This is a genomic window from Intrasporangium chromatireducens Q5-1 (assembly GCF_000576575.1).
Lineage (GTDB): Bacteria > Actinomycetota > Actinomycetes > Actinomycetales > Dermatophilaceae > Intrasporangium_A > Intrasporangium_A chromatireducens.
Genome location: NZ_AWQS01000052.1, coordinates 1 through 22,375 on the forward strand (window position 1 = coordinate 1; position 22,375 = coordinate 22,375).

General features: G+C 70.4%; 22 protein-coding genes. 12 read left to right on the forward strand and 10 right to left on the reverse strand.

Going from position 1 to position 22,375, the window contains the following annotated elements:
• Positions 1 to 24: 24 nt before the first annotated feature.
• Both tal and tkt read right to left on the reverse strand, forming a co-directional pair.
• Positions 25 to 1,137 (reverse strand): transaldolase, encoded by a 1,113-nt coding sequence (tal, locus tag N864_RS08535; protein WP_034715710.1) that lies wholly within the window; start codon positions 1,135 to 1,137, stop codon positions 25 to 27.
• 5 nt (positions 1,138 to 1,142) lie between these two features.
• On the reverse strand, positions 1,143 to 3,446 hold the full coding sequence (gene tkt / locus N864_RS08540; RefSeq protein ID WP_034715680.1) for a transketolase: 2,304 nt from the start codon (positions 3,444 to 3,446) through the stop codon (positions 1,143 to 1,145).
• Positions 3,447 to 3,687: 241 nt separating this feature from the next.
• Here tkt and N864_RS08545 point away from each other — a divergent pair, with 241 nt between their 5' ends.
• The gene (locus N864_RS08545) at positions 3,688 to 4,650 is read left to right on the forward strand and encodes a heme o synthase (RefSeq protein WP_034715682.1); all 963 of its coding nucleotides are present in this window, start codon (positions 3,688 to 3,690) and stop codon (positions 4,648 to 4,650) included.
• 72 nt (positions 4,651 to 4,722) lie between these two features.
• Here the strand turns inward: N864_RS08545 and N864_RS08550 are convergent, their stop codons facing one another.
• The 3 genes from N864_RS08550 to N864_RS08560 form a co-directional block, all read right to left on the reverse strand.
• Entirely contained in the window at positions 4,723 to 5,646 is a 924-nt protein-coding gene (locus tag N864_RS08550; RefSeq protein ID WP_081793574.1) for a COX15/CtaA family protein, read from the reverse strand.
• A 119-nt stretch (positions 5,647 to 5,765) separates the two neighbouring features.
• On the reverse strand, positions 5,766 to 6,530 hold the full coding sequence (locus N864_RS08555; protein ID WP_034715684.1) for an ABC transporter permease: 765 nt from the start codon (positions 6,528 to 6,530) through the stop codon (positions 5,766 to 5,768).
• A complete protein-coding gene (locus N864_RS08560; RefSeq protein ID WP_034715685.1) occupies positions 6,527 to 7,237 on the reverse strand; it encodes an ABC transporter ATP-binding protein in 711 nt (236 codons plus the stop codon). The genes N864_RS08555 and N864_RS08560 overlap by 4 nt, the downstream gene beginning before the upstream one ends.
• A 74-nt stretch (positions 7,238 to 7,311) precedes the next feature.
• Between N864_RS08560 and N864_RS25990 the strand changes: the two genes are divergently transcribed.
• The 10 genes from N864_RS25990 to N864_RS08610 are packed head-to-tail and all read left to right on the forward strand — an operon-like array spanning position 7,312 to position 15,962.
• On the forward strand, positions 7,312 to 7,983 hold the full coding sequence (locus tag N864_RS25990; RefSeq protein WP_034715686.1) for a phosphatidylserine decarboxylase: 672 nt from the start codon (positions 7,312 to 7,314) through the stop codon (positions 7,981 to 7,983).
• Positions 7,980 to 8,915, forward strand: coding sequence for a CDP-diacylglycerol--serine O-phosphatidyltransferase (pssA, locus tag N864_RS25995; protein WP_034715688.1), 936 nt, complete (start codon positions 7,980 to 7,982; stop codon positions 8,913 to 8,915). The genes N864_RS25990 and pssA overlap by 4 nt, the downstream gene beginning before the upstream one ends.
• Before the next feature lie 47 nt (positions 8,916 to 8,962).
• Complete coding sequence (locus tag N864_RS08575; RefSeq protein WP_051518362.1) at positions 8,963 to 9,736, forward strand: helix-turn-helix transcriptional regulator; 774 nt, start codon at positions 8,963 to 8,965, stop codon at positions 9,734 to 9,736.
• Positions 9,733 to 11,154 carry a Fe-S cluster assembly protein SufB gene (gene sufB, locus N864_RS08580; protein WP_034715690.1) on the forward strand — a complete coding sequence of 474 codons (1,422 nt, stop codon included), beginning with the start codon at positions 9,733 to 9,735 and terminating at the stop codon, positions 11,152 to 11,154. Before N864_RS08575 ends, sufB begins: the two co-directional genes overlap by 4 nt.
• A complete protein-coding gene (sufD, locus tag N864_RS08585; RefSeq protein ID WP_034715692.1) occupies positions 11,154 to 12,404 on the forward strand; it encodes a Fe-S cluster assembly protein SufD in 1,251 nt (416 codons plus the stop codon). Before sufB ends, sufD begins: the two co-directional genes overlap by 1 nt.
• A 5-nt stretch (positions 12,405 to 12,409) precedes the next feature.
• Positions 12,410 to 13,171 carry a Fe-S cluster assembly ATPase SufC gene (gene sufC / locus N864_RS08590; RefSeq protein ID WP_034715693.1) on the forward strand — a complete coding sequence of 254 codons (762 nt, stop codon included), beginning with the start codon at positions 12,410 to 12,412 and terminating at the stop codon, positions 13,169 to 13,171.
• Between the two features lie 38 nt (positions 13,172 to 13,209).
• On the forward strand, positions 13,210 to 14,508 hold the full coding sequence (locus N864_RS08595; RefSeq protein ID WP_034715695.1) for a SufS family cysteine desulfurase: 1,299 nt from the start codon (positions 13,210 to 13,212) through the stop codon (positions 14,506 to 14,508).
• Positions 14,508 to 14,990: a Fe-S cluster assembly sulfur transfer protein SufU gene (gene sufU, locus N864_RS08600; protein ID WP_034715697.1), complete on the forward strand. Its 483-nt coding sequence runs from the start codon at positions 14,508 to 14,510 to the stop codon at positions 14,988 to 14,990. Before N864_RS08595 ends, sufU begins: the two co-directional genes overlap by 1 nt.
• Complete coding sequence (locus N864_RS08605) at positions 14,987 to 15,313, forward strand: metal-sulfur cluster assembly factor (RefSeq protein ID WP_034715699.1); 327 nt, start codon at positions 14,987 to 14,989, stop codon at positions 15,311 to 15,313. The genes sufU and N864_RS08605 overlap by 4 nt, the downstream gene beginning before the upstream one ends.
• A gap of 7 nt (positions 15,314 to 15,320) precedes the next feature.
• Entirely contained in the window at positions 15,321 to 15,962 is a 642-nt protein-coding gene (locus N864_RS08610) for an acVLRF1 family peptidyl-tRNA hydrolase (RefSeq protein ID WP_034715701.1), read from the forward strand.
• 61 nt (positions 15,963 to 16,023) lie between these two features.
• On the opposite strand, the gene ypfJ is transcribed toward N864_RS08610, so the two are convergent.
• The 3 genes from ypfJ to N864_RS08625 all read right to left on the reverse strand — a co-directional run bounded on the left by ypfJ (position 16,024) and on the right by N864_RS08625 (position 19,217).
• On the reverse strand, positions 16,024 to 16,983 hold the full coding sequence (gene ypfJ, locus N864_RS08615) for a KPN_02809 family neutral zinc metallopeptidase (RefSeq protein WP_034715703.1): 960 nt from the start codon (positions 16,981 to 16,983) through the stop codon (positions 16,024 to 16,026).
• A 94-nt stretch (positions 16,984 to 17,077) separates the two neighbouring features.
• Positions 17,078 to 18,094: an alanine racemase gene (locus tag N864_RS08620; RefSeq protein WP_034715705.1), complete on the reverse strand. Its 1,017-nt coding sequence runs from the start codon at positions 18,092 to 18,094 to the stop codon at positions 17,078 to 17,080.
• A 4-nt stretch (positions 18,095 to 18,098) separates the two neighbouring features.
• Positions 18,099 to 19,217, reverse strand: coding sequence for a lipid II:glycine glycyltransferase FemX (locus N864_RS08625; protein ID WP_034715706.1), 1,119 nt, complete (start codon positions 19,215 to 19,217; stop codon positions 18,099 to 18,101).
• Between the two features lie 175 nt (positions 19,218 to 19,392).
• Here N864_RS08625 and N864_RS08630 point away from each other — a divergent pair, with 175 nt between their 5' ends.
• A complete protein-coding gene (locus N864_RS08630) occupies positions 19,393 to 20,991 on the forward strand; it encodes an ABC-F family ATP-binding cassette domain-containing protein (protein WP_034715708.1) in 1,599 nt (532 codons plus the stop codon).
• 217 nt (positions 20,992 to 21,208) lie between these two features.
• Here the strand turns inward: N864_RS08630 and N864_RS08635 are convergent, their stop codons facing one another.
• Both N864_RS08635 and pyrE read right to left on the reverse strand, forming a co-directional pair.
• The gene (locus N864_RS08635; RefSeq protein WP_240474263.1) at positions 21,209 to 21,628 is read right to left on the reverse strand and encodes a TraR/DksA family transcriptional regulator; all 420 of its coding nucleotides are present in this window, start codon (positions 21,626 to 21,628) and stop codon (positions 21,209 to 21,211) included.
• A 58-nt stretch (positions 21,629 to 21,686) separates the two neighbouring features.
• Positions 21,687 to 22,310 carry an orotate phosphoribosyltransferase gene (gene pyrE / locus N864_RS08640; RefSeq protein ID WP_081793576.1) on the reverse strand — a complete coding sequence of 208 codons (624 nt, stop codon included), beginning with the start codon at positions 22,308 to 22,310 and terminating at the stop codon, positions 21,687 to 21,689.
• Positions 22,311 to 22,375 lie beyond the last annotated feature (65 nt).

Here is a 22,375-nt window from a genome sequence, read left to right on the forward strand (position 1 = left end):
GCAAGCGGCTTGACACAGGGCTTCTCATGCCTCCGCCTTGGCCATCTCGCCCTTCACACCGTCGCCAAGCTGGTCCCACGCCTTGTCGAACTTGTCCACACCCTCACGCTCGAGCAGCTCGACGACGTCGGTGTAGGAGATGCCGAGCCGGTCGAGCGCGTCGAGGACCTCGCGGGACTCCGCGTAGGTGCCGGTGACCGTGTCGCCATGGACGTCGCCGTGGTCGGCGACGGCCTCGAGAGTCTGCTCGGGCATCGTGTTGACGACGCCCGGAGCCACCAGCTCGGTGACGTAGAGCGTGTCCGGGTAGGCCGGGTCCTTGACCCCGGTCGAGGCCCAGAGGGGCCGCTGCACCCGTGCCCCCTCGGCCTCGAGCGACTTCCACCGCGGGGTCGAGAACACCTCCTCGAACGCCTCGTAGGCGAGCCGGGCGTTCGCCAGACCGGCCTTGCCCCGCAGGGCTTTTGCCTCGTCGGTGCCGATTGCGTCGAGGCGCTTGTCGACCTCGGTGTCCACCCGGGAGACGAAGAAGGAGGCCACCGAGGTGATCGTCGACAGGTCCTTGCCCGCCTGGTGGGCCCGTTCCAGCCCCTCGAGGAAGGCGTTCATGACACCGCGGTAGCGGTCGAGCGAGAAGATGAGCGTGACGTTCACACTGATGCCTTCGGCCAGTGTGGCCGCGATGGCGGGCAGGCCCGCCTCAGTCGCCGGGATCTTGATGTAGACGTTGGGTCGGTCGACGGCCTCGAAGAGCTTCTTGGCCTCCTCGTTGGTCCGGTCGGTGTCGTGGGCGAGGCGTGGGTCGACCTCGATGGAGACGCGGCCGTCGATGCCGCTCGTGCGGTCGAAGACGGGCATGAACAGGTCACAGGCGTCGCGAACATCCGAGGTCGTGAGCTCGAAGACGATCTCCTCGGCCGACTTGCCGGCCTTCGTCAGCGCCGTGAGGTCGGCGTTGTAGCGGTCCCCCTTGGACAGCGCCGCCTGGAAGATGGACGGGTTGCTCGTCACACCGACCACGCACTTGTCCTCGATCAGCTCCTTGAGGTTGCCGGTCTCGAGCCGGTCGCGGGAGAGATCGTCGAGCCAGATGGACACCCCGGCGTCGGTGAGGGCCTGCAGGTTCGGGTTGCTCATGGTGCTCACTTCCCCTTGCTCACGGCGGGCTTGCTCTCCGCCGTGCTCGTCGAGCTGGACACGTCGGTGTCGCCACTCGACGCGCGCTTGCGTGGATTGGTGTCGGTCACACCCGGCGCCTCAGCGGGCGCAGCTGCGGCCTTGATGGAGTCGCGCGCCGCCTTGACGACCGCCTCCGTGGTGATGCCGAACTCGCGGTAGAGGGTCTTGTAGTCGGCCGAGGCGCCGAAGTGCTCGATGCTGATGGTTCGACCGGCATCGCCCACGAGGTCGTGCCACCCGAACGAGACGCCGGCCTCGACGGAGACCCGGGCGCGTACGTGCGGGGGCAGCACCTTCTGCTGGTAAGCGCGGGGCTGCTTCTCGAACCACTCCCGGCACGGCATCGACACGACACGCGTGGCAGTGCCGCGCTTCTCGAGGCGCTGCGCCGCCTCCACGGCCAGCTGCACCTCGGAGCCGGTCGCGATGAGGATGACATCGGGGCTGCCGGCGCGAGACTCCTCGACGAGGACGTAGGCGCCCTTGGCGACGCCCGAGACGTTCCCCATCGTCGACCGGTCGAAGGTCGGGACCGGCTGACGGGTCAGGGCGAGGGCCGCCGGCCCGTTCGTGTTGGCGAGGATGGCGCCCCACGCGGCCGCCGTCTCGTTCGCGTCGGCGGGACGCACGACGTCGAGGCCGGGAATCGCGCGGAGCGCGGCGAGGTGCTCGATCGGCTGGTGCGTCGGACCGTCCTCGCCGAGACCGATCGAGTCGTGCGTCCAGACGTAGACGACGGGCAGCTGCTGCAGGGCCGCGAGCCGTACGGCTGGGCGCATGTAGTCGGAGAAGACGAGGAAGGTGCCGCCATACGGCCGGTTGAGACCCTCGAGCGCCATCCCGTTGAGCATCATCCCCATGCCGTTCTCGCGGATGCCGAAGTGGAGGGTGCGTCCGTAGGGTCCGCCCTTCCACTCCCGGGTCTGCTTGCTCGTCGGGATGAAGGAGGGCTGGCCCTCCATGGTCGTGTTGTTCGACTCGGCGAGGTCGGCGGAGCCTCCCCACAGCTCCGGCATGACGTCGGCGAGGGCGCTCAGGACCTTCCCGGAGGCGGCGCGCGTGGCGATGCCCTTCTCGTCCGCCGGGAACTTCGGCAGCGCCCGCTTCAGACCGGTAGGCGGCTGGCCGCTGACGACGCGGTCGAGCAGCTCGGCGCGGTCGGGATTGGCCTTGCGCCAGGCGCGGTAGCCCTTGTTCCACTCGCGGTGCTCGGCCTTGCCGCGCTGCACGACCTCGCGGGCTCGTTTGAGGACGGCCGGCTCGACGGCGAAGGACTTCTTGGGGTCGAAGCCGAGGACCTCCTTGGTGGCGGCGACCTCGTCGGCCCCGAGGGCCGAGCCGTGCGCCTTGCCGGTGTCCTGCTTCGTCGGTGCGGGCCACGCGATGATCGTCCGCAGCACGATGAGGGTCGGCTGGTCGGGGTGCTTGTCGCCCGAACGGATGGCGGCGAGGAGCGTGTCCACGTCCTCGACGTACTCGGTGCCGTTGCCGTTGCCGCGCCAGTCGACGGTCTCGACGTGCCAACCGTAGGCCTCGAAGCGCGCTCCCACGTCCTCGGAGAACGCGATATCGGTGTCGTCCTCGATGGAGATCTGGTTCGCGTCGTAGAAGACGGTGAGGTTGCCGAGCTCCTGATGGGCCGCCAGCGAGCAGGCCTCGTGGCTCACGCCCTCCTGCATGTCACCATCGGACGCGATGACGTAGATGTGGTGGTCGAACGGGCTCGTCCCCGGCTTGGCGTCGGGGTCGAACATGCCGCGCTGACGGCGCTGGGCCATGGCCATCCCGACGGCGGAGGCGAGGCCCGAGCCGAGCGGCCCGGTCGTGATCTCCACTCCCGCCGTGTGGTGCACCTCCGGGTGGCCCGGCGTCTTGGACCCCCACGTCCGCAGCGACTTGAGGTCGTCGAGGGTCAGGCCGTAGCCGGACAGGTAGAGCTGGATGTACTGCGTCAGGCTCGAGTGACCCGCCGAGAGGACAAAACGGTCGCGCCCGAGCCAGGTCGGGTCGGTCGGGTCGTGACGCAGCACGTTCTGGTAGAGCAGGTAGGCGAGCGGGGCGAGGGACATCGCCGTCCCGGGGTGCCCGTTGCCGACCTTCTGCACCGCGTCGGCGGCGAGGATGCGTGCCGTGTCGACGGCGCGGATGTCGAGGTCGGTCCACCCTGCCTTTTTGCTGACCGGCAGCGCGAGCGACGGATCCCGCTGGGCCAGCAGGTTCTTCGTCGCTCTGCGTGTCGTCTTCGCCTTCGTCGCGGTGCTGGTCACGAACGGGTCTCCTTCTGGCAAGGGGATGCGCGTACTGCACCGAGACTAGTCCTCGGCGTGTTGCGCAGCACACGCGGCACACGAGCACGGCCGTGCGCGGGAGCGGTCGGATTCCCCTGCCCGTACCCAATCCTCCGGGCAGTGGTCGGCGGGGTCCTCCGCACGAGGACCCTCGGGCTAGACTTTCGCGGAGTGCCGCGTGCGCGGTGCCATCAGCGAGACAGCAATCGAGGACTCTTCAGTGACAACCGTGGACCCCCGTGAGGACCTTTCGGTACTCCGAGGCCCCGGCGGCAGCGGCTTCCGATTCATGGCCGGCCAGTACATCTCGTTGATGAAGCCGCGGATCATCGAACTGCTGCTCATCACGACGATCCCGGTCATGTTCCTGGCCGACGGGGGCGTGCCCAACCTGGGGCTCGTCGTCGCGACCCTCATTGGCGGCACGCTGTCCGCGGGGTCGGCCAACACGCTGAACTGCTACATCGACCGTGACATCGACGCGGTCATGCACCGGACGAGCAAGCGGCCCCTCGTCACGGGCACCGTCAGCCCTCGCGGCGCCCTCGTCTTCGGGCTGGCGCTGGCCGTCGTGTCGACGCTGTGGCTGGGCCTCCTCGTCAACTGGCTGAGCGCCGGGCTCGCGCTTCTGGCGGTGCTCGGCTACGTCGTGGGCTACACGCTGATCCTCAAGCGCCGCACCAAGCAGAACATCGTCTGGGGTGGGGCCGCCGGCTGCATGCCGGTCCTCATCGGCTGGTCCGCCGTGACCAACACGGTCAGTTGGTCGGCCGTGATCCTGTTCTTGGTCGTGTTCTTCTGGACGCCGCCGCACTATTGGCCGCTGTCGATGCGCTACCGCGACGACTACGCGTCGGTCGACGTGCCGATGCTGCCCGTGGTCGAGCGCTTCGTCGTCGTGGCGAGGCAGATCGTCCTTTACTCCTGGGCCATGGTGCTGACATCCCTCGCCCTCGTCGTGGTGCAGCCGATGGGGTGGGTCTACACCGTCGCCGCACTCGGTTCGGGGGCCCTGTTCCTGAGCGAGGCGCACCGCCTGTTGGCCAAGGCACGGGCCGGCGCGCCCGAGAAGGTGCTGCGCCCGATGCGGCTCTTCCACTACTCGATCACGTATCTGACGCTGCTGTTCATCGGCGTCGCGATCGACCCCATCTGGCACCTGGCGCTGCCCGGCCTCCACTGAGGTCGCGACCGGAGTTCGGGCTCACTCGACGTGCGGGAACCGGAGTTCGGGCTCACTCGACGTGCGGAGGGGTCAGACCGGGTTGCTGCGCAGGTCGAGCACCCCGTAGGCGAGCGCGACAACGAGCGCAGTCGCACCGAACATGTGCGCCAGGACGAGCACCTCGGGGAGCGCCGTGAAGTACTGGACGTAGCCGATCACGCCCTGCAGGACGGTGACGAGCAGGACGACGTTCCACGCCCGGTTGGCGCGCCCGTCCTTGGCCGTCAGGCGGACCGCAACGAGGCTCGCGATGACGAGACCGCAGAAGAACATCACCGCATCGGCGTGCATCCACGAGACGAACCGCGGGTCGAAGCCGGTGCGAGCCGGGGTGACGGCGTCTCCTGAGTGCGGACCGGAGCCCGTCACGACGGTGCCGAGGACGAGGACGACCGTCCCCATCGCGGCGGTGGCCAGGGCCAGCAGGCGCGCGAGCGGGTGGACGAGCAGGTCGCCGGGGCCAGACTCGGTGTCCTCGGCGCCCCGCACGAGCGCCGTCGAGAGCGCCACGAGCACCATCGAGAGGAGGAAGTGACCGGCGACCGAGAACGGGTTGAGGCCGGTCCGCACGGTGATCCCGCCGAGGACAGCCTGGGCCACGACGCCGGCGAGCACCCCGTAGGCGACCCAGTGCATGGGCCGGCGTCGCGGCCAGTGCGTCACGACCGCCCAGATCGACAGCAGCGCCAGGATGCCGACCAGCCCGGTCAGCGTGCGGTTGCCGAACTCGATGAACTTGTGGATCCCCTGCTCCTGGTGGGGGACCGGCACGAACGACCCGGGCACGCACTCCGGCCAGGTCGGGCAGCCCAGCCCGGATCCGGTGAGCCGCACCACCCCGCCGGTGACGACGATCAGCCCCTCACCGATGAGGTTGGCGAGGAGGATCGGGCGCACCCAGGAGGCACGCGCGGCAGGCAGGCGGCGAAGGCTCGCTCGGACGGTGGTCGACACGCCACGAGGGTATGCCGCTCACCTCCGTCCCGCGGAATCGGCACCTTCTGGTTCGCCGCTCACCCGGGTTTGAGGTATTGCGACGCATTCGCCGGATGCGCGGATACCTCAACCCAGGCCTAGTCGCGCCACTTGAAGAAGCGGCTCGCCAGGGCCGTGCAGACGACGCCCCACACAACGAGGACGAGCGCCCCGGTCCAGTGGAAGGACCCGTGGACCAGGGCGTCGCGCATGCCGTCGGCGAGCCCGGCGCTGGGCAACCAGCCGGTCGCCACCTCGGCCCAGCCCGGCAGCTGTGTCCGCGGCACGATGACCCCACCGAGGGCGAGGAACAGCACCCACACGAGGTTGGCGAAAGCCAGGACCGCCTCGGCGCGGAGGGTCCCCGCCATGAGGAGGGCCAGGGACACGAAGGCCCACGTGCCGAGGACGAGGAAGAGGACGGCATACCCGATGCCGGAGGCCGCGGGACGCCACCCGAGCGCGAGGCCCAGGCCGCCGAGGACGACGACCTGGATCAGCTCGACCACGAGGGTCGCGACGACCTTGGCCGCCATCAGTCCGCCCCGGCCGAGCGGCGTGACGCCGAGGTAGCGCAGCACCGAGTAGCGCCGGTCGAAGGCGGTCGCGATGCCCTGCGAGGTGAACGACGCCGAGATGATGCACAGGGCGAGCACCCCCGGAACTGCCAGGTCGATCCGTCGGCCCGTGCCCAACGAGGGCACGCTGGAGACTTTCAGGGCGACCAGGACGATGGCCGGCAGGACAAGGGAGACGAGCAGCTGCTCGCCATTGCGCAGCAGCGTGCCGACCTCGAAGCGGGACTGCGCGAGCACGCGGACCCGCGGGGTGGCGGCAGTCGATGGCCTGGTGACCGTGGTCATGCCCGGCCCTTCCTCGTCAGCCCGAAGTAGAGGTCCTCGAGCGAGGTGCCGTCGGTGACCGCGTCGAGGGGTCCCTCGGCCACCGTCCGCCCGGCGTTCATGATGACGAGGTGGTCGGCGAGGTGCTGGGCCTCGTCGAAGGAGTGCGTCGTCACCACGACCGACCGGCCCGCCTCGCGCTGCTCGCTGATGATGTCCCACACGTCGAGTCGGCCGTGCGGGTCGAGGCCGGCGGCCGGCTCGTCGAGGAAGAGCACCTCCGGCCGCCCCAGCAGGGCAGCGGCGAGGGCGAGGCGCTGCTTCTGGCCACCGGAGAGCCGACGCACGGTCGTGCCCGCGAAGTCGGTCACGCCCAGCCGTGCTGCGACGGGGTCGACGTCGGCCGGGTCGGCGTAGAGCTCGGCGAGGTGCCGCAGCAGCCGGATCGGCTTGGTCCCGTTGGGCAGCCCGCCGCTCTGCAGCATCACGCCGACGCGAGCCCGGTGGTCGGCGTCGGCGTGCGCGGGATCGGCCCCGAGGACTCGGACCGTGCCGGAGTCCGGGCGCTGCAGGCCGACCGCGCACTCGATCGCCGTGGTCTTGCCCGCGCCGTTCGGCCCGAGCACGGCGGTGATCCGTCCGGCCGGAGCAGACCAGGTGAGCCCATCCAGAGCACGGACCGGGCCGAACGCACGGCGCACGTCATCGAGTGCCACCGCTGCTGTCATGACTGATGAGTCTAGGCTCAGGGGTGCACGATCCCCGGGACGGGGGCCACGACGACCATCGGAGAGCACGACCCGTGAAGATCGACCCCGCAGCCCGGCCCTTCACCGCCATGGCGGCCGTGCCGACGCTCGTCGCGGCCGTGGCCCGGCGCCCCCGGCTCACGGCCACGCTCGGTCTGCTGACGGCCGGGGTGACCCTCTTCTTTCGCGACCCCGACCGGTCGCCGGACCTCGCACCGGTCGAGGACCCGGACGTCGTGCTCGCCCCGGCCGATGGCGTTGTCGTCCATGCCGGCCCGGCCCAGCCCGACGTGAGCCCGCCCGGCCAGTGGCAGCAGGTGAGCATCTTCCTGTCCCTGCTCGACGTCCACATCAACCGCGCGCCCTACGGTGGCCGCGTCCTGTCGGTCACCCACACCCCCGGCCGGTTCCTGGCCGCCTACCGTGCCGCCAGCGGTATGAAGAACGAGCGGACCGAGATCGTCGTCGAGCGACCCGCGCCCGGCGGTCCACGTCGCGTCGTCTACCGCCAGATCGTCGGACAGCTGGCCCGGCGGATCGTCACGCGGATCGCGCCGGGGGACCACGTCCCGACGGGCGCCCGGATCGGCCTGATGAAGTTCGGCTCGCGGATGGATGTCTTCCTGCCGATGGACGTCACCCTCGAGGTGGCCCCGCGGACCCGGGCCATCGGCGGCGAGACGGTGCTCGGCCGTTTCGGCGCAGCCGCCGGGGAGCCCCGGTGACGGCCGAAGGAGGCCGCCGGACCGGGCGGCGCCGCACGATCCGGCCCGCTCGCGGCTGGCGCCTGGTCTCCGTCTCGGGAGCCCGGGTCGTCTCCCTGCGCCGGCTCGACCCCCGCACCCGGGCCCGCGTCATGCTGCCCAGCCTCTTCACGCTCGGGAACATGATCTGCGGGTTCTCGTCGGTCCTGCTGTCCTTCCAGGGCCGGTTCGGTCTCGCGGCCGCGCTCGTCGCCGTCTCGATCGCCCTCGACATCTCCGACGGTGCGGTGGCCCGCAAGGTCGGCGCGATCACCCCGTTCGGCCTCCAGTTCGACTCGCTGGCCGACCTCATCTCCTTCGGCATCGCGCCGGCGGTCCTCGTCTACACCTGGGCGCTGCCGCAGTACGCGCACCTCGCCTGGTTCGGGGCGATGTTCTGGCTGGCCTGTGCCGCCTACCGCCTCGCACGCTTCAACGTCACGATCGACCCGCTCGCCGACAAGCGCTACTTCATCGGCCTCCCCAGCCCCGGGGCCGCGGGCGTCGTCATCGCCACGGTCTTCGCCATCGACGGCCCGCTCTACGGGTGGGCCCCCGTCCTGCCCGTCGCGGCGGGGGTCCTGCCGGCCGCGCTGATGGCGACCTCCTTCCGGTTCCGCTCGTTCCGCTCGCTCCTGTCCCGGGACCACCTCGCCCTCACCGGAGTCCTGGTCGCGGCGGTCATCGTGGGCCTGCTCCTGGCGCCCGGCCACACCGGCCTCGTCCTCGCCTACGGCTACGTGCTGACGAGCCCTCTCGGCTGGCTCACCGCCCCACTGCGGCGCCGCTGGTTCGGCCCGGACGCCGTCGCGCCGCCGCGCCACGCGATGCCGTCGGTGCTGCTGCCGATCGCCGACCCGGAGGCCGCCGACGAGGAGGAGCTGCTCCTCGACGGGGACGACCCGACGCGGTAAGGAGGGCCTTACTGGAGCTCGGCGCGGAATTACGTCACAATGGTGTGGTGTTTTTCGCTGAGCAGCTGCCACGGGTGGAGCGGGACGGCGACGCCGTCACCCCTCTCGAGTCGCGCACGCGCTCACGCGTCCTGCACCTCGTGTCGACCGACGGGCCGATCACGGCGGCAGAGCTGGGCCGCGAGCTCGACCTGACGCCGGCGGCGGTCCGCCGCCACCTCGACGCCCTCGTCGAGCAGGGCGCCATCACCGAGCACGAGCCGGTCGGCGCACGGCGGGGCCGTGGGCGTCCTGCCCGGGCCTACGTCGTCGCCGCGGCCGGCCACCGGGCGCTCGAGACCGACTACGACGCCCTCGCCGTCGACGTGCTCCGCTTCCTCAAGGAGCAGGTCGGCAGCGGGGCCGTCTCGGAGTTCGCCCGCGAGCGCATCGCCGCCCTCGAGGAGCGGTACGCCGCTCGCCTCGCCGAGGCGGGCGACGACCCGTCCGCCCGCACGGAGGCGCTCGTCACGGCCCTCACCGAGGACGGCTTCGCGGCCACTGCCCGCCCGGTCGGGGCGGGCGGACTGACCGGGGTCCAGCTGTGCCAGGGCCACTGCCCCGTCCAGCAGGTCGCCGCCGAGTTCCCGGCCTTCTGCGAGGCCGAGACCGACGCGTTCTCGAGGTTGCTGGGTGTGCACGTCCAGCGGCTTGCGACGCTGGCTGGTGGGCACCACGTGTGCACGACGTTCATCCCGACTGCCGAGCTGGCCCGGAAGCCCCGGGTTGGTTCGGGTGTTGACCAGGAGACCGATCACATCACGGAAGGGTTCTCTTCATGAGCACCAACATCGAAGAGCGCAATCCGGGTCTGAAGGACCTAGGGCGCTACGAGTACGGCTGGGCCGACAACGACATCGCCGGCTCCTCGGCCCGCCGCGGGCTCAGTGAGGAGGTGGTCCGGGACATCTCCGCGCGCAAGAGCGAGCCCGAGTGGATGACGAAGCTGCGGTTGAAGGCGCTCACCCTCTTCGAGCGCAAGCCGATGCCCGCATGGGGCTCGGACCTGACCGGGATCGACTTCCAGAACATCAAGTACTTCGTGAAGTCGACCGAGAAGCAGGCCACCTCGTGGGAGGACCTGCCCGAGGACATCCGCAACACCTATGACCGGCTCGGCATCCCCGAGGCCGAGAAGCAGCGCCTCGTCGCCGGCGTCGCCGCGCAGTACGAGTCCGAGGTGGTCTACCACCAGATCCGCGAGGACCTCGAGGCGCAGGGCGTCATCTTCCTCGACACCGACAGCGCGCTGCGCGAGCACGAGGACATCTTCCGTGAGCACTTCGCGACGGTGATCCCGGCCGGCGACAACAAGTTCGCCTCGCTCAACACGGCCGTGTGGTCGGGTGGCTCGTTCGTCTACGTGCCGCCGGGCGTGCACGTCGAGATCCCGCTGCAGGCCTACTTCCGGATCAACACGGAGAACATGGGCCAGTTCGAGCGGACGCTGATCATCGCCGACGAGGGCTCCTACGTCCACTACGTCGAGGGCTGCACCGCCCCGATCTACAAGTCCGACTCGCTGCACTCGGCGGTCGTCGAGATCATCGTCAAGAAGAACGCCCGGGTGCGTTACACGACGATCCAGAACTGGTCGAACAACGTCTACAACCTCGTCACCAAGCGCGCCACCTGCGAGGAGGGCGCGACGATGGAGTGGGTCGACGGCAACATCGGCTCCAAGGTCACGATGAAGTACCCGGCCGTCTTCCTCATGGGCGAGCACGCCAAGGGCGAGACGCTCTCCATCGCGTTCGCCGGCGAGGGCCAGCACCAGGACACCGGGTCCAAGATGGTGCACGCCGCGCCCAACACGAGCAGCTCGATCGTCAGCAAGTCGGTCGCCCGCGGCGGCGGGCGCTCCTCGTACCGCGGCCTCGTGCAGGTGCTCGAGGGTGCGTCGCACTCCGCCTCGACCGTGCGCTGCGACGCCCTGCTCGTCGACACCATCAGCCGGTCCGACACCTACCCCTACGTCGACATCCGCGAGGACGACGTGTCGATGGGCCACGAGGCGACCGTGTCGAAGGTCAGCGACGACCAGCTGTTCTACCTCATGTCCCGAGGCATGGCCGAGGACGAGGCCATGGCGATGATCGTGCGCGGGTTCATCGAGCCCATCGCGCGCGAGCTGCCCATGGAGTACGCCCTCGAGCTGAACCGCCTCATCGAACTCCAGATGGAAGGAGCCGTCGGCTGATGAGCCTGGTGGCTGACACGTCCCGCCCCGTCGATGCCGTGACCGCGGCCGGCAGGGCCCACACCGACTCGGCCGCGGCCTTCGTCCCGGACAAGTCCCGTGCCGAGCGCACGGCCTCGTTCGACGTCGCCGACTTCCCGGTCCCGAGCGGGCGCGAGGAGGAGTGGCGCTTCACCCCGGTGAAGAAGCTGCGCGGCCTGCTCGAGACCGGGGCGACCGGCCGGCTCCGGTGGGAGACCGTGCTGCCCGAGGGCGTGACGCTCTCGACGCTCCCGGCCGCCGACGCCCGTGCGCTCGGCCTGCTGCCCCCGCAGGACCGGGCCGCGGTCGTGGCGGCGGACGTCGACACGGTGACGCTGCTCGACATCCCGGCCGAGGCCGAGCTGTCCGAGCCGGTCCGCATCCGGCTCGTCGGCGACGACCTCGAGCAGCGCGTCCACGAGCACCTCGTCGTGCGCGCCGGGCACCACGCCAAGGCCACGGTGCTGCTCGCGCACCGTGGCTCGGCGCAGTACTCCCAGCTCGTCTCGGTGCTGACCGGCGACGCCTCGGACGTCACGCTTGTCTCGGCCCAGCGCTGGGAGGACGACGCGATCCACCTCGCGCAGCACGACGCCCTTGTCGGGCGTGACGCGACCTACCGGCACATCTCCCTCACCCTCGGTGGCCAGGTCGTCCGGCTCAACGCCAACGTCCGCTACGCCGGGCCGGGGGGCGACGCGACCCTGCTCGGGGTCTACTTCGCCGACTCCGGCCAGCACCTCGAGCACCGGTCCTTCGTCGACCACAACACGGCCCACTGCAAGAGCCACGTGACCTACAAGGGCGCCCTCCAGGGCGACACGGCCCGCACCGTCTGGGTCGGCGACGCGCTGATCCGCGCCGAGGCCGAGGGCACGGACACCTACGAGCTGAACCGCAACCTCATCCTCACCGACGGCGCCCGCGCCGACTCGGTGCCCAACCTCGAGATCGAGACGGGCGAGATCGAGGGTGCCGGCCACGCCTCGGCGACCGGACGCTTCGACGACCTGCAGCTGTTCTACCTGCAGGCCCGCGGCATCCCCGAGGACGAGGCCAAGCGGCTCGTCGTGCGCGGCTTCTTCGCCGACATCATCCGCGAGATCCCGCTGGCCGACCTGCGTGACGAGGCGACCGCGGCGATCGAGCACGAGCTGGCCACCACGGAGTACGCCGCCTCGACCACGTCCACCAGCACCACCCTCGACCGCACCAGCAAGGAGAACTGACCCGCATGAGCACGCTCGAGATCAAGGGACTCACCGTCTCGGTCCAGACCGAGGACGGCCCCAAGGAGATCCTGCGCGGGGTCGACCTCACCGTGAACTCGGGGGAGACCCACGCCATCATGGGCCCGAACGGCTCCGGCAAGTCGACGCTCGCCTACAGCATCGCCGGACACCCCAAGTACACCGTCACGGGCGGCACCGTCACCCTCGACGGTGAGGACGTCCTCGCGATGTCGGTCGACGAGCGGGCCCGCGCCGGCCTCTTCCTCGCGATGCAGTACCCCGTCGAGGTCCCCGGCGTCACCGTGAGCAACTTCCTGCGCACCGCCAAGACCGCGATCGACGGCGAGGCCCCGAAGCTGCGCACCTGGGTCAAGGACGTCAAGCAGGCGATGAACAACCTGCGGATGGACCCGGCCTTCGCCGAGCGCAACGTCAACGAGGGCTTCTCCGGTGGTGAGAAGAAGCGCCACGAGATCCTCCAGCTGCAGCTGCTCAAGCCGAAGATGGCGATCCTCGACGAGACCGACTCGGGCCTCGACATCGACGCGCTGCGCATCGTCTCCGAGGGCGTCAACCAGGCCAAGGACGAGACCGACCTCGGGGTCCTGCTCATCACCCACTACACCCGGATCCTGCGCTACATCCAGCCGGACTTCGTCCACGTGTTCGTCGACGGCCGGATCGTCGAGGAAGGCGGCAAGGAGCTCGCCGACCGCCTCGAGGAAGAGGGCTACGACCGCTTCCTGACCCAGGCCAGCGCCTGAGCGTCGCGAGCGGGACGAGACGAGAGGGTGGAGCCGAGATGACCACAGCCGCAAGGCCGTTCACGGATCGGGAGGTTGCCGCGATCCGCGGTGACTTCGCCATCCTGACGCGTGCGGTCCGCGACGGCCACCCCCTCGTCTACCTCGACTCCGGAGCGACCTCCCACAAGCCGCGCGCCGTCCTCGACGCCGAACGCGCCTTCTACGAGCAGCACAACGCCGCGGTCCACCGCGGCGCGCACCTGCTCGCCGAGGAGGCGACCGACGCGTTCGAGGCGGCCCGCGCGACGGTGGCCGGGTTCATCGGGGCACCGGACCACGAGCTGGTGTTCACCAAGAACGCGACGGAGTCGCTCAACCTCGTCGCCTACGCGTGCTCCAACGCGGCACCGACCGACGACCCGAAGGACCCGCGGTTCGTGCTCGGACCGGGCGACGAGATCCTCGTCACCGAGATGGAGCACCACGCCAACCTCGTGCCCTGGCAGGAGCTGGCGCGCCGCACCGGGGCGACCCTGCGGTGGATCCCGCTCGCTGGTGACGGGACGCTCGACCTCGCCGGGCTCGACGGGCTGCTGAGCGAGCGCACCAAGGTCTTTGCCGTCACCCAGGTCTCGAACGTCCTCGGCACCGTCAACCCGGTCACCGAGCTCGCCGCCCGCGCCCACGCGGTCGGAGCCCTCGTCGTCGTCGACGCCTGCCAGTCGGTCCCGCACCTGCCGGTCGACGTGCAGACCCTCGGCGCCGACTTCATCGCCTTCAGCGGCCACAAGATGTACGGCCCGATGGGGGTCGGCGTCCTCTGGGGTCGCAGCGAGCTGCTCGAGGTCATGCCGCCCTTCCTCACCGGCGGCTCGATGATCGAGCTGGTCACGATGGAGCGCTCCACGTGGGCGCCGCCGCCGCAGAAGTTCGAGGCGGGGGTGCCCAACGCCGCCCAGGCCATCGGGCTCGCCGCCGCGGTCCGGTGGATCGACGAGGTCGGCATCGACCGGATCCACGCCCACGAGGGCGCCCTCGCCGAACGGCTCCTGTCCGGCCTCGCCGAGCGGCCGTGGGTCCGCGTGCTCGGCCCGGCCGCTGGTCGTCCCCGCGGCGGGGCCGTGTCGTTCGTCATCGCCGACGTCCATGCCCACGACGTCGGGCAGGTGCTCGACGACGCCGGCGTGGCGGTCCGGGTCGGCCACCACTGCGCGTGGCCGCTGCACCGGGCGCTCGGCGTGCCGGCGACGACGCGAGCCAGCCTCGCGGCCTACAACACACCCGCGGAGATCGACACACTGCTGGCGGCGCTCGACCGCGTCCCGGCCATCTTCGGTGTGGCGGAGGCGAGCTGATGGACCTCTACCAGGAGCTGATCCTCGACCACTCGAAGCAGCCGCACCACGCGGGTCTGCGCGAGCCCTTCGACGCCGAGGTCCACCACGTCAACCCGACCTGCGGCGACGAGGTGACCCTGCGGGTGACTGTGGACGGCACCGGCCTCGACGGCATCATCCGTGACGTGTCCTACGACTCGCAGGGCTGCGCGATCTCCGTCGCCTCGGCCTCCGTCCTCGCCGACGAGGTCATCGGCCGCACGGTGCAGGAGGCGCTCGACACGTTCGCGGGGATGCGCGAGATGCTCACCTCACGCGGCAAGGTGACCGGCGACGAGGAGCGGATCGGCGACGGTGTCGCCTTCGCCGGTGTCTCGAAGTACCCGTCCCGCGTCAAGTGCGCCCTGCTCGGCTGGACGGCCTTCACCGACGCGCTGATCCGCGCCGGCGTCGACGCGCAAGCCCTCACTGACCACACCACCCAAGGAGTGACCCCATGAGCCAGATCGCCACCCCGCCCAACGTGGCCGACGTCGAGGAGGCCATGCGCGACGTCGTCGACCCCGAGCTCGGCATCAACGTCGTGGACCTTGGCCTCGTCTACGGCATCACCGTCGACGGCCAGGGCCACGCCGTCATCGACATGACCCTGACCTCCGCCGCCTGCCCCCTCACCGACGTCATCGAGGACCAGGTCGACCAGGCCCTCGAGGGCCTCGTCGCGTCGCAGCGGATCAACTGGGTCTGGATGCCGCCGTGGGGCCCCGACAAGATCACCGAGGACGGCCGCGAGCAGCTGCGCGCCCTCGGCTTCAACCTCTGACGCACCGGTGACGCGGGTCGTCGAGGTCGCTCCCGAGCGCCTCGACCGATGGCTCGCCGGCTTCGCCGACCGTCACGGACCCGCTGACGCCACCCGGGAGCAGACCCCGGGTGGCGTCGTCGTGCGTGCGGTGGCCCGCGATGGATCCGTCGCTGTCGCCACGCCGTTCGCCTACGACCCGCTCGCCCTCGTCCTCCTCAGACGGGGCGGGTATGCCGCTGGGCTGGCTCGCTCCGGGCGGCTCGCGCACGCGAAGGTCGGGTCACGCCACGTGCAGGGCCGCACCGCGGCGGGCGGCTGGTCGCAGCAGCGCTACGCCCGGCGCCGGGCCAACCAGGCGGACGAGCTCGTCGCCGCCGTCGTCCGCCACGTCCAGCGGGTGGTCCTCGTGGAGGGGACGGACGCGCCCGAGGGGGTGAGCGGCATACCGGCCGGACTCGTCGTCGGCGGCGACCGCGCCCTCGTGCGCGACGTGCTGTCCGCGCCGACGCTGGCCGCGCTGCGCGCCCTGCCACGTCGGGAGCTGTACGACCTGCCGGATCCGACCCGGGCCGTCCTCGAGACGGCCCTGCGTCGCGGCCGCGCCTATCGGGTGGAGCTCACCGAATCACCCCTACCCCCTCCCCGCGAACGGTGTGTTCGGGGGTGAAACCGATGGTGTACCACCGTGTTCGCTCACTACCACCCAGTTCGGCCCGGTCTCCGCGCCGTCACTCGACGCTCGGGACGCTGAACGTGTCGCACTGGTTGAGGTCGCCGGTCTGGTAGCCCTGCATGAACCAGTGCTGCCGGGCCGTCGATGACCCGTGCGTCCAGGTCTCCGGGGTCACCCGGCCCTGGGCCGACCGCTGGATCCGGTCGTCGCCGACGGCCGAGGCAGCGGAGAGCGCCGACTTGATGTCGCTCTGCGTGATCGGCTTGAGCAGCGTGTTGCCGTCGGCGTCCTTGGTCTCCGTTGCGTGCTTGACCCAGGTGCCGGCGAGGCAGTCGGCCATCAGCTCGGTGCGGACGCTGCCCGAGTTCGCGCCCTGCGGGTCCTGCTGCGCCTTGTTCAGCAGCCCGAGGAGGTCTTGGATGTGGTGGCCGTACTCGTGTGCGACGACATACTCCTTGGCCAGCTGGCCGCCGTCCGCGCCGAACCGGTTCTGCAGCTCGTCGAAGAACGACGCGTCGACGTAGACCTTGCCGTCGAGCGGGCAGTAGAAGGGACCGACCTGGGCGTTGGCGGTGCCGCACCCGGACGGCGTGGAGCCGGAGTAGATGACCGTCTTGGTGGGCTGGTAGTTGACGTTGTACTTGGGCAGCTCGTTGCTCCAGTAGTCCTGGACGCTGTTGACCGTGGCGATGACGAGGCACACGTCGTTCTTGTTCGCGTCGGCACCCGTCTTGCACTGGGAGAAGCTCGAGTCGGACACCTGTCCGCCGGCTGCGACCTGGCCCGGTTGGAGCTGCTGCGAGGGCAGGCCGCCACCCGTCGAGCTCGAGTCGCCGACCCCGCCACCGCCGAGAATGCTCTGGCCACCGAAGATCAGCATGACGATGAGCAGGATGAGACCGCCGATCCCGCCACCGACCTGGATGCCGCCGGGGAAGCCACCACCGCCGCCGCCACCACCGCGTCCGGCCTCGACCTGGGACGTGTCGAGCCGGGCGTTGTCGTTGAAGGTCATCTCGTGCTCCTTCGGCGTCAGGACCTCGTGGCCCGCCAGTACCCGCTCACCCTAGTGGCGCAACGACGGGACCCGGCCCAGGACCGGCGGACGCTCAGGAGAGCACCACGGCGTCCGGGTAGGCGGTCGTCAGGCGCATCCGGACCGGGACGGTGTCGCCGACCGCCGGGGGCGCCACACCCTCCGGGAGCAGGAGCAGGCTGCACTGCATGTGCGGGGGCTCGGCGAAGCGTGGCATCACCCCGCCGACCGTGAAGGGCGACCGCACCCGGTGGGCCGCCTCGAGGGCGCCCTCGGCGACCGCGATGGCCCGCTGCCGGACCGTCGCCGCGGCCGCCGGCGACTCCATCGCGACCCCGTGCGACGTCCCGCCACTGACGACCACCAGGTGGCCGGCGGGCTGTGGCCGCTGCCGGTAGCCCACCCGCTCGCCCTTGGCGATCGGCCGTGCCTCGAGGACGTGGGCGCGGACCTCGTAGGCGGCCTTGTCGCCGAGCCACAGGTCCGTCCCGACGCGGGGCCGGAACTCGCGGTCGGGGAACCGCCGCTGCAGGTCGGCCAGCTCGGCCGTCGTCACGTGGGAGAGGAACCAGGTGCGGTTGTCCGGGACGGCCTCGACGAACCGCGAGATCTCCGCGACGTGCCCCGACCCGAGCGGCAGGTGCAGCGTCACCCCCTCGCCCCGCGCGGTGGTCACGAAGCCGGGGAGCGAGCTGAGCGGCATACCGAACCGGCCCATCGAAGTGAGCCCCTCGACGACGACGCGGGCGTCACCCTGCACGGACCGCAGGTCCGTCAGGTCGTCCGGCGCGGTCACGGTGTGGACGACTCGGGTGTCGCGCAGCTGCGGCAGGTCGTGGTGGATCGCGGCTCGGTAGGGCTCGAGGACGAGCACGTCACGCGCGAAGGTGCCGAGCGCCCCGGGCAGCTCTGCGTAGGTGCCGACCGCGACCATCGGCACGCCGAGCCGCTCGGCCTCGGCGCAGAGCAGGTCTCGCCCGAACCCGTAGCCGTTGCCCTTGATGACCGGCACGAGGCCAGGGCGCTGCCGCAGGGTGTCGGCCTGGGCGTCCCGCCACCGGGCGCCGTCGACGTGAAGGTTCAGCGCCACCGGGTCACCGCCGCTTCATGTAGAGGTCGAACGCCTTGTACAACAGGCGGTTGAGCGGCAGGTCCCACTCGCCGGCCAGCCGCACCGCCTCTCCGCCCGTGCCGACCTTGAAGCGGATGAGGCCGAACTGTCGGCTCTGCTCGTCGACGGTGTTGGTGATGCCGCGCAGGTCGTAGACGGTGGCTCCGGCGGCGAGCGCGTCGCGCATCATCTGCCACTGGACCGCCGTCGAGCCCTGCAGCTCCCGCTTCGCCGCCGTCGAGGCGCCGTAGGAGTACCAGGCGTGCTCGCCGACCCGGATCCAGATCGTCGCGGCGAGCACGTCCCCGTCGTGCTCGGCGAGGTAGACGCGGATCCGGTCCGGGTCCTCCTCCGACATCTCGGCGTACATCCGCTCGAAGTACTCGAGCCCGCGAGGGGTGAAGCCGTCCCGCTCGGCGGTCTCGACGTAGACCTTGTGGAAGGTCGGCACGTCGGCCGCGTCACCGACCCGGACGGTGACCCCGTTCTTCGCGGTCTTCTTGATGTTGCGTCGCCACAGCTGGTTCATCCCCTTGAGGAGGTCCTCCTCGGTGCGGCCGGCGAGCGGCACCTGGAAGACGTACTCCGGCTGGCCCGCGCTGAAGCCCTCGTCGGAGGCGAGGTGGCGGAAGCCGAGCCGGCGCAGCAGGTCGACGACCGCCGTGCCGACGGGCTCGACCACATCGGGCGTCGCCTCGTCGTAGCGGTGGATCGCCGGGTCGGCGATGGCCGCCTTGATCGTGGCGGTCTGCCACCGGTGGGTGGGGACCGGCGGCCCCATCCGCAGCGCGAACGCCTTCTTGTCCTTGAGGTGGTCGCGCAGCGCGCGCAGGTGCTCGACGAGCCGCGGTGACGACCAGTCGAGGCACGGGCCCTCGGGCAGGTAGGCGAGCGTACGCCCGATCCGGGGCAGCGCCCGGTGCAGCACGAGCGCCGCACCCACCTGCTCCTCACCCTCGAACCAGCCGATCGACTCGGCCCGCCAGTCCTGCTTGACCCTGCCCCAGGCGGGCGTCTGGAGGAAGCTCGCCGACGGCTGGGTGCGCAGCCAGGCGAGGTGCTCGGCGGCGCTGATGTCGCGGACGGTGATCGGGGCGTTCACGCTGGCTCACGCTACCGGAGGGGCCGCCAAGGTCCCGTATGCCGCTCAGCCCGCTTCTCGCCGCCGGTGCGGTCCCGCTGCGGCGCGGAATCGGATTCGGCCCGGTGGCGTTGCGCTGGCAGAATAGGGGAGTTGTCCGGCCGCTGACGAAGTGCGGCACAGAAAGGGGATTGCCGTGATCGTCGCGACCGGGATCGAGTTGCGTGCAGGAGCGCGACTGCTACTCGAGGACGCCAGCTTTCGGGTCGACCGGGGCGACCGGATCGGGCTGGTGGGCCGTAACGGTGCCGGCAAGACGACACTGACGAAGGTGCTCGCGGGGGAGGGCCAGCCCGCTGCCGGCACGGTGACCCGGACCGGCCCGGTCGGCTACCTGCCCCAGGACCCCCGGACCGGTGACCTGGAGATGCTCGCGCGCGACCGCATCCTGTCGGCCCGCGGCCTCGACGTCATCATGCGGCGGCGCGCCGAGGCGGAGCAGGCCATGGGCAGCGACGACCCGGACGCCCGCGAGCGTGCGATGCGCCGCTACGCCCGGCTCGACGTCGAGTTCGAGAACGAGGGCGGGTATGCGGCGGAGTCCGAGGCCGCCTCGATCGCGAGCGCCCTGGGGCTCGAGGAGCGGATCCTCGCGCAACCCCTGCGGACGCTCTCCGGTGGCCAGCGTCGCCGCGTCGAGCTGTCGCGGATCCTCTTCTCCGGCAACGAGACCCTGCTGCTCGACGAGCCGACGAACCACCTCGACGCCGACTCCATCGCCTGGCTGCGCGAGTACCTGCGTGCCTACAAGGGCGGACTCATCGTCATCAGCCACGACACCGGGCTGCTCGACGCCGTGGTGACGAAGGTCTACCACCTCGATGCGAACCGGTCCGCCCTCGACGTCTACAACGTCGGCTGGAAGACCTACCTGCAGCAGCGCGAGACGGACGAGAAGCGCCGCAAGCGCGAGCTCGCGAACGCCCAGAAGAAGGCGGGCGCGCTGCTCTCCCAGGCCGACAAGATGCGGGCCAAGGCGACCAAGGCCGTCGCCGCGCAGAACATGGCGCGGCGGGCCGAGCGGCTGCTGGCCGGCGTCGAGGGCGAGCGCCAGCACGACAAGGTCGCGAAGCTGCGCTTCCCCAAGCCGGCGCCGTGCGGCAAGACGCCGCTGCGGGCCAGCGGGCTGTCCCGGTCCTACGGCTCGCTCGAGGTGTTCACCGACGTCGACCTCGCGATCGACCGCGGCTCGCGGGTCGTCGTGCTCGGCCTCAATGGTGCCGGCAAGACGACGCTGCTGCGGATGCTCGCCGGCGTCGACGCGCCGGACACCGGCGAGGTGGAGCCGGGTCACGGGCTCAAGCTGGGCTACTACGCCCAGGAGCACGAGAACCTCGACGTCGACCGGTCGGTCCTCGAGAACATGAAGTCCGCCGCTCCGGACCTGGGGGAGACCGAGGTCCGCAAGGTCCTCGGGTCGTTCCTCTTCTCCGGTGACGACGTGGCGAAGCCGGCCGGCGTGCTGTCCGGTGGGGAGAAGACCCGGCTGTCGCTCGCGATGCTCGTGGTGTCGAGCGCCAACGTCCTGCTGCTCGACGAGCCGACGAACAACCTCGACCCGGCCTCGCGAGAGGAGATCCTCGGCGCCCTGTCGACCTACGAGGGCGCCGTCGTCCTGGTCACCCACGACGAGGGGGCGGTCGACGCCCTCGAGCCCGAGCGGATCCTGCTGCTGCCAGACGGGGTCGAGGACCTCTGGGGCCCGGACTACAAGGACCTCATCTCCCTGGCCTGACCTTCTCCGTCGAGTGAGCAGGTCGTCACTCGGGTCACCTGAGGCTGTGCGACGGGTGAGGTGGCGCGCCCACTGGACGGGGCGGTCCCAAGGGTCGAGTGAGCGGTTGGTTCCACACGTCGTCGCAGGCGGCGGACTGACCTGGCTTGCCCGAGGACGATGCAAGCGAGCAGCGCGGCATCGAGCCCTGCCCCGTTGTCCGGCTGCACCGTCTCGGTCAATCTGGGATACGCGAGGCGTGCTGAATGCAGGTTCGTGCGGTTGGTCTGGCGTCCAGCCGTGCGGCGGGAATGGGTTGGTGGCACACCTCACAGATGCCATAGCTGCCCTGCTCCAGTCGAAGCAGCCCGGCCTCGATGCCGGCGAGACGGTCCCGCGCCCCCTGAATGAGGGCCTCAAACTGTGAGCGTTCGTAGGCGATGGTCTGGCCCTCGGGGTCATGCTCGTCATCGGCATTCGAATCCACCGAGGCGGCAAAGAGTGACTCGAGATTCGTGGTCATGCTCGCAAGTCGGGCCCGCACTTCATCCCGTTCCTCGCGCAATCGCTCGGCCGCGGCCTCAAGTTCAACCTCAACCTCCATCCCGGTGCCATCGGGGGAGTGTCCGACTGGGGAATGATCGGGCGGTCGGGCCATGTCCACAGCCTCCTCCAACGAGTCATCCGACGCCATTGCGACGGTCGGGTTCGCAGACCTACCCGCTCGCGGCTACTTGACGCGGCCCCGAGACCCGCGACTCGGGGCATGAGGGGTCGTGCCCCGAGTGGCGTGAGTTCAACCCCCGGGCTTCGTTTAGGTCTGCCTTGGTCATCACCGACAGGGTTGTCAGGTTCACCTCGTGCAACGTGTTGGCTCCCGGCTCGGATCGGTCGATGGCGCACACTACGGTGTGCACGTTCGCGCCAAGTTCACGCAGGGCAACCGCGGCGTTCCGGACGGCGCCGCCGGTGGTGATGATGTCCTCGATCAGCGTGACCATGCGGTCACCGAAATCGCCGCCCTCGGCCAGCCTGCAGGTGCCGTAGGTCTTGGCCTGTTTGCGGACGAAGATGGCGGGAAGACCCGTCAGGGCGCTGACCATTGTCGCGATCGGGACACCTCCGAGTTCGAGACCACCCAGCACCTGCGTGTCCGAGGGCAAGAGGGAAGCCATGTGCTCAGCTACCAGCTGCAGCAGGTGAGGGTCTCCTTCGAAGCGGTACTTGTCGAAGTACTCGTCGGTGACGGTCCCGCTGCGCAGCGTGAACTCCCCCTGGAGACGACACGTGGCGTCGATGACGGCAGCGAGTTGGCGAATGTCAGTGGGCACGGGTCTCATCGTGCCACTGGGCGAAGGAAGGACCCCCTTAACTGGCCCTTCTGACTCATCCGTGGGTCATTTCC